Here is a 15,152-nt window from a genome sequence, read left to right as displayed (position 1 = left end):
AGCAAACATATGAACGCACCCCTGAAGATCGCCATGCCGGCCGAGGCGGCCGAAGCCCCGAAAGGCTACAAGCTGCTGATCGACGGCAAGCATGTCGATGCCCGCGACGGCCGTACGATTGCTCGAAACAGCCCCGGCCACGGCTTCACCGTCTCGCACTATGCGCAGGCCGGTGAGGCCGAAGTGGAAGCCGCTGTGCTTGCCGCCCACAGGGCTTTCGAAACGGGTCCATGGCCGCGCATGAAGGCGGCCGAACGTGCCGGGATCCTGCTCAAGGCAGCTGATCTGATCGAGGGCCGGCTGGAAGACATCGCCCGGCTCGACGCACTGGAATCGGGCAAACCGATCGCCCAGGCACGCGGCGAGATCGGCGGCGCCATCGACATCTGGCGCTATGCCGCCTCGCTTGCCCGCACCCTGCATGGTGAAACCTACGCCAATCTCGGCGACGCCATGCTGGGTGTCGTCCTGCGCGAACCGATCGGCGTCGTCTCGATCATCACCCCGTGGAATTTCCCGTTCCTGATCGTCAGCCAGAAACTGCCCTTCGCGCTCGCCGCCGGCTGCACGGCGGTGGTCAAGCCGAGCGAAATGACCTCGGCCTCGACCTTCGTGCTCGGCGACATCCTGATGCAGGCCGGCCTGCCCGCCGGCGCCGTCAATATCCTGGCCGGACTTGGCGCCGATGTCGGTGCGCCGATGGTCAGCCATCCGCTGGTCGAAATGGTCTCGTTCACCGGCTCCACCCACGTCGGCAAGATGACGATGGCATCCGCCGCGCAGTCGCTGAAGAAAGTCTCGATGGAGCTCGGCGGCAAGAACGGCCAGATCGTCTTCCAGGACGCCGACCTCGAAGCGGCCGCCGATGCGGCGGTGTTCGGCGGCTTCTTCAATGCCGGCGAGTGCTGCAATGCCGGCAGCCGGCTGATCGTGCACGAGGCGATCGCCGACGATTTTCTCAGCGCCGTCAAGGCGCTTACCGCCAGGGTCACGGTCGGCGATCCGCTCGATGACCAAACCAAGGTCGGCGCGATGATCTCGTCCGACCATTTGGCCAAGGTGGCCGGTTACGTTGCGGCAGCCGCGACCGAGGGCAGCAGCATCTACAGCGGAGGCAAGCAATTGGCCTCCAATATCGGCCAATACCTCGATCCCACCATCATCCGCGGCGTCACCGAGGACATGGCCATAGCGCGCGAGGAAGTGTTCGGCCCGGTGCTCTCGGTGCTGACTTTTGAATCGATTGAAAAGGCGTTGCACATCGCCAACAACACGCCCTATGGTTTGTCGGCGGGCGTGTGGAGCGCCAGCATCGACACTTGCATGTCGGTCGCGCGCGGCGTGCGTTCGGGAACCGTTTGGGTGAACACGTTCATGGAAGGTTATCCCGAGCTGCCTTTCGGAGGCTATAAGCAGTCCGGTCTCGGACGCGAACTCGGCAAACGCGCCGTCGAGGACTATACCGAGGAAAAGACAATCCAGTTTCATCGCGGCCAGCGCACCGGGTGGTGGGTCGGCTGAGTTGAGAAGAACCCGGCGGCATCCGCCGGTCGTGTAATGCAACAAGGGAGGAAGTACATGTTGCGCAAACTGCTTATCGGAACGGCTCTCGCGTCGGGCCTGGCTTTCGCGGCCCACGCCGAGGACGTCAAGGAAGTCCAGATGCTGCATTGGTGGACCTCGGGCGGCGAAGCGGCTGCTCTCAACGTTCTCAAGGGTGATCTGGCCAAGGAAGGCTATGCCTGGAAGGACGTGCCGGTGGCCGGCGGCGGCGGCGATGCCGCCATGACCGCGCTGAAGGCGATGGTCGCGGCCGGCAATTATCCGACCGCCTCGCAGATGCTCGGCTACACCGTGCTCGACTATGCAGCCGCCGGCGTCATGGGCGACCTGACCGAAACGGCGAAGAAGGAAGGCTGGGACAAGTCCGTTCCGGCAGCCCTGCAGAAGTTTTCGGTCTATGACGGCAAGTGGGTCGCGGCGCCGGTCAACGTTCACTCGGTCAACTGGCTGTGGATCAACAAGGCCGTCCTGGACAAGATCGGCGGCACCGAGCCGAAGACCTTCGACGACTTCGTTGCCCTGCTCGACAAGGCCAAGGCGGCAGGCGTGATCCCGCTCGCTCTCGGCGGCCAGAACTGGCAGGAAGCCACCATGTTCGACTCCGTCGTGCTGTCGACCGGCGGACCCGAGTTCTACAAGAAGGCCTTCAACGACCTCGATGACGAGTCCCTGAAGTCCGACACGATGAAGAAGTCGTTCGACAATCTGGCCAAGCTCGTCACCTATGTCGACCCCAACTTCTCGGGCCGCGACTGGAACCTTGCCACCGCCATGGTCATCAAGGGCGATGCCCTGGTGCAGGTCATGGGCGACTGGGCGAAGGGCGAGTTCCACGCCGCCAACAAGACCCCGGGCACCGACTTCCTGTGCTATCGCTTCCCGGGCACCGACGGCTCGGTGATCTACAACTCCGACATGTTCGGCATGTTCAATGTTCCCGACGACCGCAAGGCCGCCCAGGTCGCACTGGCCACCGCCACCCTGTCGAAGAGCTTCCAGTCGGCCTTCAACGTCGTCAAGGGTTCGGTTCCGGCCCGTACCGACGTTCCGGACACCGACTTCGACGCTTGCGGCAAGAAGGGCATCGCCGACCTGAAGGCAGCCAATGAAGGCGGCACGCTGTTCGGCTCGCTGGCCCAGGGCTATGGCGCGCCTCCGGCGGTCGCCAATGCCTATAAGGATGTCGTCTCCAAATTCGTCCATGGTCAGATCAAGACCTCGGACGAAGCCGTGACCGAGCTGGTCAAGGCGATCGACGACGCCAAGTAAGCGCCACGCGCCAAAAACGCCTTCCCCGCTCCGGCGGGGAAGGCCCAGATCCGCGAACATAGATCCGCGAAGCTGGTTGGCCGCGAGTCGACGGGAGGAGCCCCATGAGCACGGTAGCGACAAGCCAGATCAAGCTGACGCCGGAGCATGCGCGGCCACGCGCCTCGGTGCGCTCGCGCCTGCAGGACGCATTGCCGAAGATCGTGCTGGCGCCGAGCTTCGCCATCACCATCGTCTTCGTCTACGGCTTCATCCTGTGGACGATTTATCTGTCCTTCACCAATTCCAAGACCTTCCCGTCCTATGTCCTAACCGGCTCGCGCGCCTATCAGCGGCTGTGGGGCTGGACCTTCGACACCGACCCGCCGTCGAGCTGGTACACGTCGATCACCAATATGGGTATTTTCGGTTTCCTCTACATCGCAATCTGCCTGGCGCTCGGCCTGTTCCTGGCCATCCTGCTCGACCAGAAGATCCGCGGCGAAGGCGTGTTGAGGCCGATCTATCTCTACCCGATGGCGCTGTCCTTCATCGTCACCGGCGTCGCCTGGAAATGGTTCCTGGATCCCGGCCTAGGTCTCGAGCAGACCTTGCATCAGTGGGGCTGGACGAGCTTCCATTTCGACTGGATCAAGAACAAGGATTTCGTCATCTACACGGTGGTCATTGCCGGCGTCTGGCAGGCCTCCGGCTTCATCATGGCGATGTTCCTGGCCGGCCTGCGCGGCATCGACGGCGAGATCATGAAGGCCGCGCAGATCGACGGCGCCACCACCTTCCAGCTCTATCGCCGCATCGTCATCCCGCTGCTGCGGCCGATCTTCCTGTCGGCCTTCATCGTGCTCGCGCACCTCGCCATCAAGTCCTACGATCTCGTGGTCGCACTGACCAGCGGCGGGCCCGGCGGCTCGGCGTGGCTGCCGTCCAACTTCATGTATGAGTACACGTTCAAGCGCAACGAAATGGCCGTCGGCTCGGCCAGTGCGGTGATCATGCTGATGACCATCGTCGCCATCATCGTGCCCTATCTCTATTCGGAACTGCGAGAGAAGCCGCGATGAGCGCCGTCACCACTCCCGCCCGCCAGGCCTCCGGCGGCGTCAACGTCAAGACCCTCAACCGCATCGTCATCTACGGGCTGCTGGCGCTGTTTGCGCTGTTTTACCTGATGCCGCTGTTCGTCATGCTGGTGACTTCGTTCAAGACCATGGACGAGATCCAGAACGGCAACATGCTGGCGCTGCCCAAGGCGCCGACCTTCGACCCGTGGCTGAAGGCGTGGGGCGAGACCTGCGTCGGCCTCACCTGCGCCGGCATCAAGGGCTATTTCTGGAACTCCATCAAGATGGTGGTTCCGGCCGTTCTGATTTCGACCATGCTGGGCGCGCTGAACGGCTACGTTCTGACCAAATGGCGTTTTCGCGGCGCGACGCTGGTGTTCGGGCTGATGCTGTTCGCCTGCTTCATTCCGTTCCAGTCGGTGCTGCTGCCGATGGCGACCATCCTCGGCAGCCTCGGCCGCTTCGGCGTCACACTGCAGAACTCGGTCGGAACGAGCTTCGGTCTCGGCAACCCGACGGTCAACCTGGTCTTCGTCCACGTCGTCTACGGCATCGGCTTCACCACGCTGTTCTTCCGCAACTACTACGAAGCGTTTCCGACCGAACTGGTCAAGGCGGCACAGGTCGACGGCGCATCCTTCTTCCAGATCTTCCGCCGCATCATGCTGCCGAACTCGATGCCGATCTTCGTCGTTACCGTGATCTACCAGTTCACCAACATCTGGAACGACTTCCTGTTCGCCTCGGCTTACGCCGGCACCGGCGACGCGATGCCGATGACGGTGGCGCTCAACAACGTCGTCAACACGTCGACCGGCGTCGTCGAATACAACGTCAACATGGCCGCCGCGATGATCGCGGCACTGCCCACCCTTCTCGTCTATGTGCTCGCCGGCCGCTACTTCGTGCGCGGTCTCATGGCTGGCGCCGTCAAAGGATGATCTGATGGCTTTTCTGGAAATTGATGGTCTGAGAAAGCGCTTCGGCCAGGTCGAGATCCTGAAAGGGATCGATGTCGAGCTCGAGAAAGGCGGTTTCCTGGTGCTGGTCGGCCCTTCCGGCTGCGGCAAGTCCACTTTGCTCAACACCATCGCCGGCCTGGAGACGATCACCTCGGGCGAAATCCGGGTCGACGGCCGCGCCATCAACGATCTGCACCCCTCCAAGCGCGACATCGCCATGGTGTTCCAGAGCTATGCGCTCTACCCGAACATGACGGTGGCCGGAAACATCTCCTTCGGCATGGAGATGCGCGGCGTGCCGGCGGCGGAGCGCCAGAAGGCGATCGACAAGGTGGCCAAGGTGCTGCAGATCGGCCACCTCTTGCAGCGCAAGCCGAGCCAGCTTTCGGGCGGCCAGCGCCAGCGCGTCGCCATGGGCCGGGCGCTGGTGCGCGACCCCAAACTGTTCCTTTTCGACGAGCCTTTGTCCAACCTCGACGCCAAGCTGCGCGTCGACATGCGCATCGAGATCAAGCGCCTGCATGCCACCACCGGCACCACCATCGTCTACGTCACCCACGACCAGATCGAGGCGATGACGCTGGCGACCAAGATCGCCGTGATGCGCGACGGCGAGGTGCAGCAGTTCGGCACGCCGGCCGAAATCTACAACAACCCGAGCAATCTCTTCGTCGCCGACTTCATGGGCTCGCCGGCGATGAACCTGATCCCGGCGACGATCGGTACGTCAGGCAATGCGTTGTCCGTCGTGCTGCAGCGCGAGGCGCGCGAGCCGATCAACCTGCCGATGGCCAATGCGCCGGCGGGCCTGTCGGCATTCCAGGGCAAGCCGATCATCTTCGGTGTCCGTCCCGAAGCCCTGACCGATCCGGAAGGTGCCGAGCGCAACGCCTCGCACATCGCAACCGCGGACTGTCACATCGAGGTCGTCGAGCCGGCAGGTTCGGACACCTTCGCCGTCACCAATCTCGGCGGCAAGGGCGTGGTGGCGCGGCTGCGCGCCGACGCCAACATTCAGCCGGGCACCAACACGCCGCTCGCCTTCAACCTGACAAAGGCGGTGTTCTTCGATCCGGCGACCGAGACCCGTATTCGCTGATGTATGTCGCCCAAAAGTGGATCCGGTTTTGGGGCAACGACATGCATCAAAACAAAAAACTAAAGCGCGTCGGGACGCGATTTAGGCCATGAGAAATCCGGACATCGTCATCATCGGCTCCGGCATCGGCGGCGCCACGATCGCTTCCGGCCTTGCCGGCAGCGGCGCCTCGATCTTGATGCTCGAGCGCGGCGAGCCGTTGCCGGCGACGCCGCACGCGCGCGACACGCGCTCGATCTTCGTCGACGGCCATTATAGGCCGAAGGAGATGTGGCGTGAGGCCGGCGGCGCCGCCTTCAACCCCGGCAATTATTATTATGTCGGCGGCAATTCGAAGTTCTATGGCGCGGTGCTGATCCGCTACCGCAAGGAAGATTTCGCCGCCATGGAGCACTTTGGCGGGGTCTCGCCGGCATGGCCGTTCTCCTATGAGGAATTCGAGCCCTGGTATTCGAAAGCCGAACAGCTGTTTCGCGTGCGCGGTGCACTGGGCGAGGATCCGACCGAGCCGTTCCATTCGATCCCCTACGCCTACAAGCCGGTGCCCGACGAGGCGCCGATCGCCCGCGCCCGCGCCGAGCTGAAAAACCTCGGCCTGCATCCGGCCTCGCTGCCGCTCGGCGTCGACATCGACACCTGGCTGAAAGAGGGCAAGACCGGCTGGGATGCGTTTCCCAACACCGGCCAGGGCAAGGTCGACGCGCAGACAGGACCGCTGACGGCGGCCCTGAAGGACACCAACATCCGGCTCGAGACCGGCTGTTATGTCGAGTACCTGGAGGCATCGACCGACGGCAAAACCATTGCTGCCATCCACTATCGGCAGAATGGTGAGCTGAAAAAGGTCGCGCCGAAACTGGTCATCCTCTCCGCTGGCGCGGTCAATTCCGCCGTCATCCTGCTGCGATCACCGTCTCCTGATGGCAAGGGCCTTGCCAACCGCTCCGATCAGGTCGGGCGCAATTTCATGAACCACAATTCCAGCGCCATGCTGGCGATCGATCCGCGCCGCCGCAACGATGCCGTCTACCAGAAGACGCTGATGCTCAACGACTACTATCTGTCCGACGGCAAGGGCGGTAAGCCGCTGGGGAACGTCCAACTGCTCGGCAAGATCGACGGCAACATGCTGCGGGCCAATGTCAAGTACACGCCGGGATTCGCGCTCGACTTCATGGCCGGCCACGCCGTCGACTGGTACCTTATGTGCGAAGACCTGCCCGACCCGGAAAGCCGCATCATGGTCGACGGCAAGGACATCGTCATGCAGTGGCGGCGCTCCAACATGCAGTCGCTCGACGGGCTGAACAAGGTAATGCGCGAGAACTTCCGCGCCTGCGGCTATCCCATCGTGCTGTCGCGCCCCTTCGACAAGCGCACGCCGTCGCATCAATGCGGCACGATCAAGATGGGCGACGATCCGGCGACGGCGGCGCTCGACCCCTACTGCCGCTCCTTCGACCACCGGAACCTGTTCGTCGTCGACGCCGGTTTCCTGCCGAACTCGGCGGCGGTCAACCCAGCGCTGTCGATTGCAGCCCAAGCGCTGCGCGTTGCTGACCACATCCGCAAGACGGACCTCGCCGCATGACCCGCCCCGCCGCCATCGTCACCGGCGGCGCGCGCGGCATCGGCCTCGCCTGCGCCCAGGCACTGGCGGATGCCGGCTTCGATATTCTGGTCGCCGACCTTGCCGAAACAGCCGCTGACGGACTTGCCCCCGACATCGCCAAGCGTGGCGCAAAATTCGCCTATGTCAGGTGCGACATCGCGGACCTCGACACCCATACAGCACTTGTCGATGCCGCGATGCGCGCCTTCGGCCGCATCGACTGCCTGGTCAACAATGCCGGCGTCGGCGCCGTGGTGCGCGGTGACCTCTTGGACCTCAAGCCGGAGAATTTCGACCGCACGCTGGGCATCAACCTGCGCGGCACCGTCTTCCTCAGCCAGGCTGTCGCCAAGGCGATGCTGGCTGCGCCAGGCGATCAGAGATCGATCATCACCATCACCTCGGTCAGTGCTGAAATGGCATCGCCGGAACGGCCGGACTACTGCATCTCGAAGGCCGGGCTTTCGATGTGGGTGAAGAACCTGGCGTTGCGGCTTGCGCCTGAAAACATCGCCGTCTTCGAAGTCCGGCCCGGCATCATCCGCACCGACATGACCTCAGGCGTGACCGCCAAATATAACGCCCTTATCGACGGCGGCCTGGTTCCGGCCAAACGCTGGGGCGAAGCATCGGACATCGGCGCGGTGGTGGCGACGCTCGCCGGCGGCAAGCTCGGCTTTTCGACCGGCTCGATCATCAATGTCGACGGCGCGCTCTCGGTGCCACGGCTATGAATGGATCAGGAAATGACTGACTATATCATCGTGGGCGCCGGTCCTGCCGGCTGCGTTATGGCCAACCGGCTGAGCGAAGATCCCAGCAATTCGGTCCTGCTGCTGGAAGCCGGCGGCAAGGACTGGCACCCCTACATCCACATGCCGGCGGGCTTCGCCAAGATGACCAAAGGCATTGCTTCCTGGGGTTGGTCGACCGTGCCGCAAAAGCACATGAAGGACCGCGTCTTCTGGTACACGCAGGCCAAGGTCGTCGGCGGCGGCTCGTCCATCAACGCGCAGATCTACACGCGCGGCAATGCCCGCGACTACGACGCCTGGGAGAAGGAAGAAGGCCTCGCCGGCTGGGGCTATCGCGACGTGCTGCCCTATTTCAAGCGCGCCGAAAACAACCAGCGCTACGCCAACGACTTTCATGGCGACCAGGGCCCGCTCGGCGTGTCCAACCCGATTTCGCCGCTGCCTATCTGCGAGGCCTATTTCCGTGCCGGCCAGGAGATGGGCATCCCCTTCAACCCGGACTTCAACGGCGCTGCCCAGGAAGGCGTCGGCTACTACCAGTTGACCCAGAAGGATGCCCGGCGCTCGTCCGCTTCAGTCGCCTATTTGAAGCCGATCCGCGCCCGCAAGAATCTGACCGTCCGAACCGATGTGCTGGTGACGCGCATCGTCGTCGAGAACGGTCGCGCTATCGGCGTCGAGGTGGTCGACAGGCCGGGCGGCGAGAAGAAAATCCTGCGCGCCGAACGCGAGGTGATCGTCTCGTCCGGCGCCATCGGCTCGCCGAAGCTCCTGATGCAGTCGGGGATCGGCCCCGCGGACCATCTGAAGTCGGTCGGCGTGACGCCGGTGCATGACCTGCCCGGCGTCGGCTCCAACATGCAGGACCATCTCGATTTGTTCGTCATCGCCGAATGCACCGGCGATCACACCTATGACAACTACGCCAAGCTGCACCGCACGGCCTGGGCCGGTCTGCAATATCTGCTGCTGAAGAAAGGCCCGGTGGCCTCCAGCCTGTTCGAGACCGGCGGCTTCTGGTACGCCGACCCGACCGCCGCCTCGCCCGACATTCAGTTCCATCTCGGCTTGGGATCCGGCATCGAGGCCGGCGTCGAGAAGCTGAACAATCCAGGTGTCACCCTGAACTCGGCCTTCCTGCGGCCGCGCTCACGCGGCACGGTGCGGCTGAAGAGTGCCGACCCGGCCGACCACCCGCTGATCGATCCGAACTACTGGTCCGATCCCTATGACCGCGCCATGTCGATCAAGGGGCTGCGACTGGCGCGCCAGATCATGCGGCAGAAGGCGCTTGCCCCTTACGTGCTGCGCGAAGTGCTGCCCGGGCCGTCGCTCGCCAGCGACGACGAGCTGTTCGACTATGCCTGCCGCACCTCCAAAACCGACCATCACCCGGTTGGCACCTGCCGCATGGGCCATGACGACATGGCCGTGGTGACACCGGATCTGCGGTTGCGCGGCATCGAGGGCCTGCGCGTTTGCGACGCCTCGGTGATGCCGCGCGTGCCTTCATCCAACACCAATGCGCCGACAATAATGGTCGGTGAAAAAGGAGCCGATCTGGTCCTCGGTCGCGAGCCGCTGCCGCCGGCGGTGTTTTCCGGAAACCGGGCTGCTTAGCCGCTGAGGAGCAAGACATGATCAAGCACTGTGTTTTCGCTAGATTTCGCAATGATGTCGACGCCGCCGAACGCACGGCGATCCATGCCGATCTCGAAGCGCTGCGACAGGTTATCGACGGCATGGACGCCGTAAAATTCAGCGCCAATGTCAGCCCGGAGCCGTTCGCACGCGGCTTCACCCATGGCTTCACCATCGACTTCCGCGATGCTGCCGCGCGCGATGCCTATCTTGCGCATGAAGCGCACCAGCGCGCCGGCGCACGCCTGGTCGCTGCCCTGGAAGGCGGCACGGACGGGCTGATGGTGTTTGATCTCGAAATCTAGACTCACCATCAAGCCACGATCGAGTTCATCGACAGATGGCGCCGGTCGCTCCTCATTGCACCTCAGCGGGCGTTCGATCAAATGAGCCGCGCGAAAAAGTGACCACCGGTCTTCCCTGAACTGGCTGATAATTCCTCACATCGATGATGGTGGAGGAGGAAGATTTGCCCCTTAATTCGCAGCAGAAGAAGACCGTCCTCGCCTCGTTCCTGGGCTGGACGCTCGATGCTTTCGATTTCTTCCTTCTGACATTCCTGTTCACCGATATCGCGACCGAATTCCACGCCGACGTGCCCGCGGTCTCCAAGGCGCTGTTCCTGACCTTGGCCACACGCTTCATCGGCGCGTTCTTCTTCGGCATGCTTGCCGACAAATACGGGCGCAAGCCGATCCTCATGCTCAACATCGTGAGCTATTCGGTGATCGGCGCGCTGGCCGCCTTCTCGCCCAATCTCGGCATCTTCCTCGCCCTGCGCGCGCTGTTCGGCATCGCCATGGGCGGCGAATGGGGGCTTGGCAGTTCGCTGGCCATGGAATCCATTCCGCCGAGCGCACGCGGCATGGTCTCCGGCATCCTGCAATGCGGCTATCCGGCCGGCTATCTGCTGGCGGCGGTGGTCTATGGCCTGCTCTATCAGCAGACGATCGGCGGCTACACGATCGGCTGGCGCGCCATGTTCCTGCTCAGCTTCGTGCCGGCGCTGATTGTGCTCTTCATCCGCTCGCATGTGCCGGAATCGCCGGCCTTCGTCGAAGCGCAGAAGACGGCTCGACCGGGCATGTGGGAAACCCTGCAGAAACACTGGGGTGTCGCGCTCTATGCCGTCGTGCTGATGATGTTCTTCAATTTCTTCAGTCATGGCACGCAGGACCTCTACCCGACCTTCCTGAAGAAGCAGCACGGCTTCGATCCGCATACGGTGAGCTGGATCACCATCGTCGCCAATATCGGCGCCATCGTCGGCGGCCTGGCATTCGGCGCGCTGTCCGAAAAGATCGGCCGCGTCAACGCCATCACGCTGGCCTGCCTGATCGCCTTGCCGTCGATCCCGCTATGGGCCTACTCGACCACGCCGTTCATGCTCGCCATCGGCGCCTTCGTCATGCAGGTCGCGGTCCAGGGCGCCTGGGGCGTCATCCCCGTGCACCTCAACGAGCTTTCGCCCGGGGCGGTGCGGGCGACCTTGCCCGGCTTTATCTATCAGGCGGGCAATCTCGCCGCGTCCTATGGCGGCCCCTATCAGGCAGGAATCGCGGAAAGCGCCGGAGGCAGCTATGGCTATGCCCTGGCGCTGTTCGCAGGCGTGGTCGCCATCTGCATCATCGTCGTCATACGTTTCAGTCCGGAACGACGTGGCCAGTTGATGACCGTACTCAATTAGGGTCGAAATCAGCCGAGCCTGAGCGCAACGACACCGGCGACGATGCTGAGCGCGGCGGCACCGCGCCAGCCGGTCATTTTTTCGCCGAGAGCGAAGACCGAGATCATCATGGCAAACAGGATCGAGGTTTCGCGCAGCGAGGCCACGGAGGCGATCGGCGCCTTGGTCATCGCCCACATGACGATCCAGTAGGCGGCGCCGCTGAGCACGCCCGTGAACAGCCCTGCCTTCCAGTCGCGCGCCAACACCGGCAGCGCCTTCGGCCCGCGGAAGATGAGGCACAGCACCAAGGCGCCAAAAGCATCGCAGGTGAACAGCCAGGCTGCATAGCTCTGCGCGGTTGCCGCCAGCCGTGCGCCGCTGCCGTCGGACAGCGTGTAACTGGCAATGAAGATGGAAGTGCCCAGTGCGAAGCCAACCGCGCGCAGATTGAGTTTTTCCAGATGTGCGCCGCCACGAAACGACATCACCAGCGTGCCGGCCGACAACAGGAAGATGCCGAGCATGGCGAACGGGCCGGGAATCTCGGCAACGACGAACATGCCGCCAAAGGCCGAGAGCAGAGGTGCGGTGCCCCGCGCCAGCGGATAGGTCTGGGCGAAATCGCCGGCCTTGTAGGCGCCGATCAGGAAGGTGCGGTAGCCCATGTGGAAAATGACGGAGGCGATGATGTAGGGCCACACCTCCGCCTTCGGCACTTCGACGAAGGGCAGCACCACGAGTGCCGCCGCGCCCATGCCGAGCGTCATCAGCGTGATCGACAGGAAGCGGTCGAGATGGACCTTGACCAGCGCATTCCAGATCGCGTGCATGGCAGCGGCGGCAAGCACTGCGAAAAAAACGAAAAGCGTCATGTGGCAATGCCGGGCGTTTCCAGGTCGATGTCGACCCGCAACGGAAAATGATCCGACGCAACCTCGCCGATATCGGCACCGATCGAACGCACCCGCCCGGCGAACATGCCGCCGACGAAGCAATGGTCGAGCCGGCGCTTTGCCAATCTGCCGTCGATGGTCTTCACATGGGTATGGAAGTCCGGAACCGGCTCCCCGGCAACGGCGGCGGCATCGACGAAACCGCTGAGATAGGCGGCACCCCGATGGTAGGGCGTGCTGCCGACGATGTGGCGATATTCGACGCTGCCCGGCTCCATGTTGAAATCGCCCATCCAGATCGCCGCCAGCGGGTTTTCCGGCTCCGCTTCGCCGCTGGTCCAGTTGCGCGTGGGCTCGTCGTCGACGCCGCTCCACGGCCCGCCGTCGGACGGTGCCCGGCGATGCTCGGCCAGGAGATAGTCGATCTGCTCCAGCCGCTCCTCGGCCGCGATATGGGCGAGATGCAGCGACAACACCCGCACCGGCCCTGCCGGCGTGCGGATCATGCATTCAAGTGCCGCATTGCGGGTGTTGAGCGGCCGCAGCGTGCGGCGCATCGGCAGCGCATGCAGCCGCGACCAGACGATCGGCAGTTTCGACAGCACCATGGTGCCGAACTGGCGGCGCCGGTTGACCAGGCGGCCGTCATGCCGCTCGCTGGCGTCCATGTCGAAGGCCGGGCCATAGACCCAGTGATAGTCGGGCAGCAGGCTGGAAAGCAGTTCCGGCTGATCGTCGAAATTGCTGCGTTGCCAGTGACGCTCGACTTCCTGCAGTGCAATGACGTCGGCGCCGGCAACGATGCGCGCGGCGCGCGAAAGATCGTAGCGCCCGTCGCTGCCGAACCCGTACTGGATGTTGTAGCTGACCAGCTTCATTGCTTATCCGGCTCAATTTCGTGTTGGCAGTAGCGGTTCGATGCCGCGGTTGCAATGTGCAGGAGAATGGACGTGGCTTGGACCAGCCTTGCCCCTGACCGGGATCATGCACCGATCCCGAAGCACTTCGGTATCTTCCGTGCGCCGGAAAACGGCGTGCGATGCCTCAAGTATTCAGCGGCTGGAACCGGCCGGGTGGCGACGCGGCCAGTTCGGTCCAGTCGATCTCTTCCTCAAGGCGATGATAGGCTTCGTCGCCAATCGTCTCGTTGCGGCGCAATTCCTCCAGCGCGTCGCGCTGGCTCTTGATCGCATAAAGACGCAAGCGGTCATATTCGGTCGCGGCCTGGGCATCGTCGGGGTTTTTGGCGATCTTGCGTTGAGCGGCATATTGCTCGCGCACCGCGGCCGCAGCGTCCGATGTCTTGCCGCTCAATATGTCGAGCGCCGCCTGCATGACCACAACGCGCGCCTGCGCAACCTCGCGGTCGACCGTTTCGTCAGGGTTGAGATTCAAAAGGCGCAGCAGCGGCTTCAGGCTCATGCCTTGCAGCACCAGCGTGCCGAGGACGACCGTGAAGGCAGCGAGCACGATCGGGTCGCGGGCCGGGAATTCAGCCGGCAGGGCGAATGCCGCCGCAAGCGTCACCAAACCGCGCATCCCGCACCAGCCGATCAGCACGCCGCCACGAAACGACGGAGCGTCACGCTGACGATCAGCCACGCCGAAACGGTCAAACCACCTGATGATCGCGCCGCACCCCAGAACCCAGACGAAGCGTGAGACGATGACGATGGCGAGCACGGTCCCGGCCAGGACGAACGCATCGGTCTGCCCCTGCCCGGCAAGCCGGCCGACGATCGTACGCGCCTGCAGGCCCATCAGCACGAAAGCCAGAACATTGAGCACGAAGACCGCCGTTTCCCAGACGGAATAAGAGCTGATGCGGTTTCTGGCCGGCATGCGGCGCGGCGCGGTGCGGGCGATCGTCATGGCATAGACGACTATGGTGATGATGGCCGACAGTCCGATCCTGTCGGCCAGGATCCAGACTCCGAACGTGCCGGCAAATTGCACCACAGTGCCGCTCGCCGGGTCCTCGATCCGGCCCAGCGTCATCAGAGACAACCGGCCAAGCAGATAGCCGGCCGCAAGACTGCCGAGCGTGGACAGCAGGATCATCGGAACGGCGCTGCTCAGCAGAATGGAGCCTGCTGCCGCAGAAATCGCCATTCGGTAAATCAGCAGCGCGGTGGCGTCGTTAAGCAGGCTCTCGCCTTGCAGAATGGCAGTGATGCGATGCGGCACCTTGAACTGGCCAAGCACGGCCGATGCCGCAACCGCATCGGGCGGCGCCACGATGGCGCCAAGCGCTATGGCCGCGGCAATCGGCAGACCTGCCATCGCCCAGCCGGCCAGCGCCACCGTCGCTGTCGTGAAAAGGACGGCACCAAGCGCCAGCAGCACAAGCGGCACCTTGTAGCGGTTGAGATCGCGCAGCGACGTGTCATAGGCGGCGTCGAGCAGTACCGGCGCGATGAACAGGGCAAGCGCCAGTTCCGGGTCGATCTCGATGGTCGGCACGCCAGGCACGAAGGCGATGGCCACCCCTGCCAGCGCCAGCAAAGAGGGATAAGGAACCTGCACGCGCCGCGACAGCGCCGTCAGCGCAACGGCGATCAACAGCAGAACGAGTGTCAGTTCGAAAAGAACCATGGCCTCTTATAGCCGGGAAGCGAGATTCTGGCA

General features: G+C 63.5%; 13 protein-coding genes. 10 read left to right on the top strand and 3 right to left on the bottom strand.

The genetic code is table 11. The annotated features are described in order from the left end of the window. Positions 1 to 9: 9 nt before the first annotated feature. From LB559_RS26085 to LB559_RS26040, 10 genes are all read left to right on the top strand, one after another. Positions 10 to 1,521, top strand: coding sequence for an aldehyde dehydrogenase family protein (locus LB559_RS26085; protein WP_224675305.1), 1,512 nt, complete (start codon positions 10 to 12; stop codon positions 1,519 to 1,521). 57 nt (positions 1,522 to 1,578) lie between these two features. Then, positions 1,579 to 2,832, top strand: coding sequence for an ABC transporter substrate-binding protein (locus tag LB559_RS26080; RefSeq protein ID WP_013529701.1), 1,254 nt, complete (start codon positions 1,579 to 1,581; stop codon positions 2,830 to 2,832). A 104-nt stretch (positions 2,833 to 2,936) separates the two neighbouring features. Continuing rightward, positions 2,937 to 3,893 carry a carbohydrate ABC transporter permease gene (locus LB559_RS26075; protein ID WP_024502750.1) on the top strand — a complete coding sequence of 319 codons (957 nt, stop codon included), beginning with the start codon at positions 2,937 to 2,939 and terminating at the stop codon, positions 3,891 to 3,893. Continuing rightward, entirely contained in the window at positions 3,890 to 4,834 is a 945-nt protein-coding gene (locus LB559_RS26070; protein WP_027161386.1) for a carbohydrate ABC transporter permease, read from the top strand. The genes LB559_RS26075 and LB559_RS26070 overlap by 4 nt, the downstream gene beginning before the upstream one ends. 4 nt (positions 4,835 to 4,838) lie before the next feature. Next, a complete protein-coding gene (locus LB559_RS26065) occupies positions 4,839 to 5,954 on the top strand; it encodes an ABC transporter ATP-binding protein (RefSeq protein ID WP_013529698.1) in 1,116 nt (371 codons plus the stop codon). An 88-nt stretch (positions 5,955 to 6,042) separates the two neighbouring features. Next, positions 6,043 to 7,545, top strand: coding sequence for a GMC oxidoreductase (locus LB559_RS26060; RefSeq protein WP_224675304.1), 1,503 nt, complete (start codon positions 6,043 to 6,045; stop codon positions 7,543 to 7,545). Then, positions 7,542 to 8,300, top strand: coding sequence for a 3-ketoacyl-ACP reductase (locus tag LB559_RS26055; RefSeq protein ID WP_224675303.1), 759 nt, complete (start codon positions 7,542 to 7,544; stop codon positions 8,298 to 8,300). The genes LB559_RS26060 and LB559_RS26055 overlap by 4 nt, the downstream gene beginning before the upstream one ends. 12 nt (positions 8,301 to 8,312) lie before the next feature. Beyond that, positions 8,313 to 9,941: a GMC family oxidoreductase gene (locus LB559_RS26050; RefSeq protein ID WP_224675302.1), complete on the top strand. Its 1,629-nt coding sequence runs from the start codon at positions 8,313 to 8,315 to the stop codon at positions 9,939 to 9,941. Positions 9,942 to 9,958: 17 nt separating this feature from the next. Then, complete coding sequence (locus tag LB559_RS26045) at positions 9,959 to 10,267, top strand: Dabb family protein (RefSeq protein WP_224675301.1); 309 nt, start codon at positions 9,959 to 9,961, stop codon at positions 10,265 to 10,267. Positions 10,268 to 10,413: 146 nt separating this feature from the next. Beyond that, a complete protein-coding gene (locus LB559_RS26040; RefSeq protein WP_411970117.1) occupies positions 10,414 to 11,649 on the top strand; it encodes an MFS transporter in 1,236 nt (411 codons plus the stop codon). An 8-nt stretch (positions 11,650 to 11,657) separates the two neighbouring features. Here the strand turns inward: LB559_RS26040 and LB559_RS26035 are convergent, their stop codons facing one another. The 3 genes from LB559_RS26035 to LB559_RS26025 form a co-directional block, all read right to left on the bottom strand. After that, positions 11,658 to 12,503: an EamA family transporter gene (locus LB559_RS26035; protein ID WP_224675299.1), complete on the bottom strand. Its 846-nt coding sequence runs from the start codon at positions 12,501 to 12,503 to the stop codon at positions 11,658 to 11,660. Beyond that, entirely contained in the window at positions 12,500 to 13,402 is a 903-nt protein-coding gene (locus LB559_RS26030) for an endonuclease/exonuclease/phosphatase family protein (RefSeq protein WP_224675298.1), read from the bottom strand. Before LB559_RS26030 ends, LB559_RS26035 begins: the two co-directional genes overlap by 4 nt. A gap of 166 nt (positions 13,403 to 13,568) precedes the next feature. Beyond that, positions 13,569 to 15,119 (bottom strand): cation:proton antiporter, encoded by a 1,551-nt coding sequence (locus LB559_RS26025; protein ID WP_013529689.1) that lies wholly within the window; start codon positions 15,117 to 15,119, stop codon positions 13,569 to 13,571. Positions 15,120 to 15,152 lie beyond the last annotated feature (33 nt).

The organism is Mesorhizobium sp. BR1-1-3 (assembly GCF_020165455.1).
GTDB lineage: Bacteria > Pseudomonadota > Alphaproteobacteria > Rhizobiales > Rhizobiaceae > Mesorhizobium > Mesorhizobium ciceri.
This window is presented reverse-complemented; position numbering and strand designations above follow the sequence as displayed.

Excerpts from the sequence above, each read along its gene's own strand:
- LB559_RS26045 (WP_224675301.1), top strand. The coding sequence starts at position 9,959 with ATGATCAAGCACTGTGTTTTCGCTAGATTTCGCAATGATGTCGACGCC.
- LB559_RS26050 (WP_224675302.1), top strand. The coding sequence starts at position 8,313 with ATGACTGACTATATCATCGTGGGCGCCGGTCCTGCCGGCTGCGTTATG.
- LB559_RS26060 (WP_224675304.1), top strand. The coding sequence starts at position 6,043 with ATGAGAAATCCGGACATCGTCATCATCGGCTCCGGCATCGGCGGCGCC.
- LB559_RS26085 (WP_224675305.1), top strand. The coding sequence starts at position 10 with ATGAACGCACCCCTGAAGATCGCCATGCCGGCCGAGGCGGCCGAAGCC.
- LB559_RS26025 (WP_013529689.1), bottom strand. The coding sequence starts at position 15,119 with ATGGTTCTTTTCGAACTGACACTCGTTCTGCTGTTGATCGCCGTTGCG.
- LB559_RS26075 (WP_024502750.1), top strand. The coding sequence starts at position 2,937 with ATGAGCACGGTAGCGACAAGCCAGATCAAGCTGACGCCGGAGCATGCG.
- LB559_RS26070 (WP_027161386.1), top strand. The coding sequence starts at position 3,890 with ATGAGCGCCGTCACCACTCCCGCCCGCCAGGCCTCCGGCGGCGTCAAC.
- LB559_RS26065 (WP_013529698.1), top strand. The coding sequence starts at position 4,839 with ATGGCTTTTCTGGAAATTGATGGTCTGAGAAAGCGCTTCGGCCAGGTC.
- LB559_RS26030 (WP_224675298.1), bottom strand. The coding sequence starts at position 13,402 with ATGAAGCTGGTCAGCTACAACATCCAGTACGGGTTCGGCAGCGACGGG.
- LB559_RS26055 (WP_224675303.1), top strand. The coding sequence starts at position 7,542 with ATGACCCGCCCCGCCGCCATCGTCACCGGCGGCGCGCGCGGCATCGGC.
- LB559_RS26035 (WP_224675299.1), bottom strand. The coding sequence starts at position 12,503 with ATGACGCTTTTCGTTTTTTTCGCAGTGCTTGCCGCCGCTGCCATGCAC.
- LB559_RS26040 (WP_411970117.1), top strand. The coding sequence starts at position 10,414 with ATGGTGGAGGAGGAAGATTTGCCCCTTAATTCGCAGCAGAAGAAGACC.
- LB559_RS26080 (WP_013529701.1), top strand. The coding sequence starts at position 1,579 with ATGTTGCGCAAACTGCTTATCGGAACGGCTCTCGCGTCGGGCCTGGCT.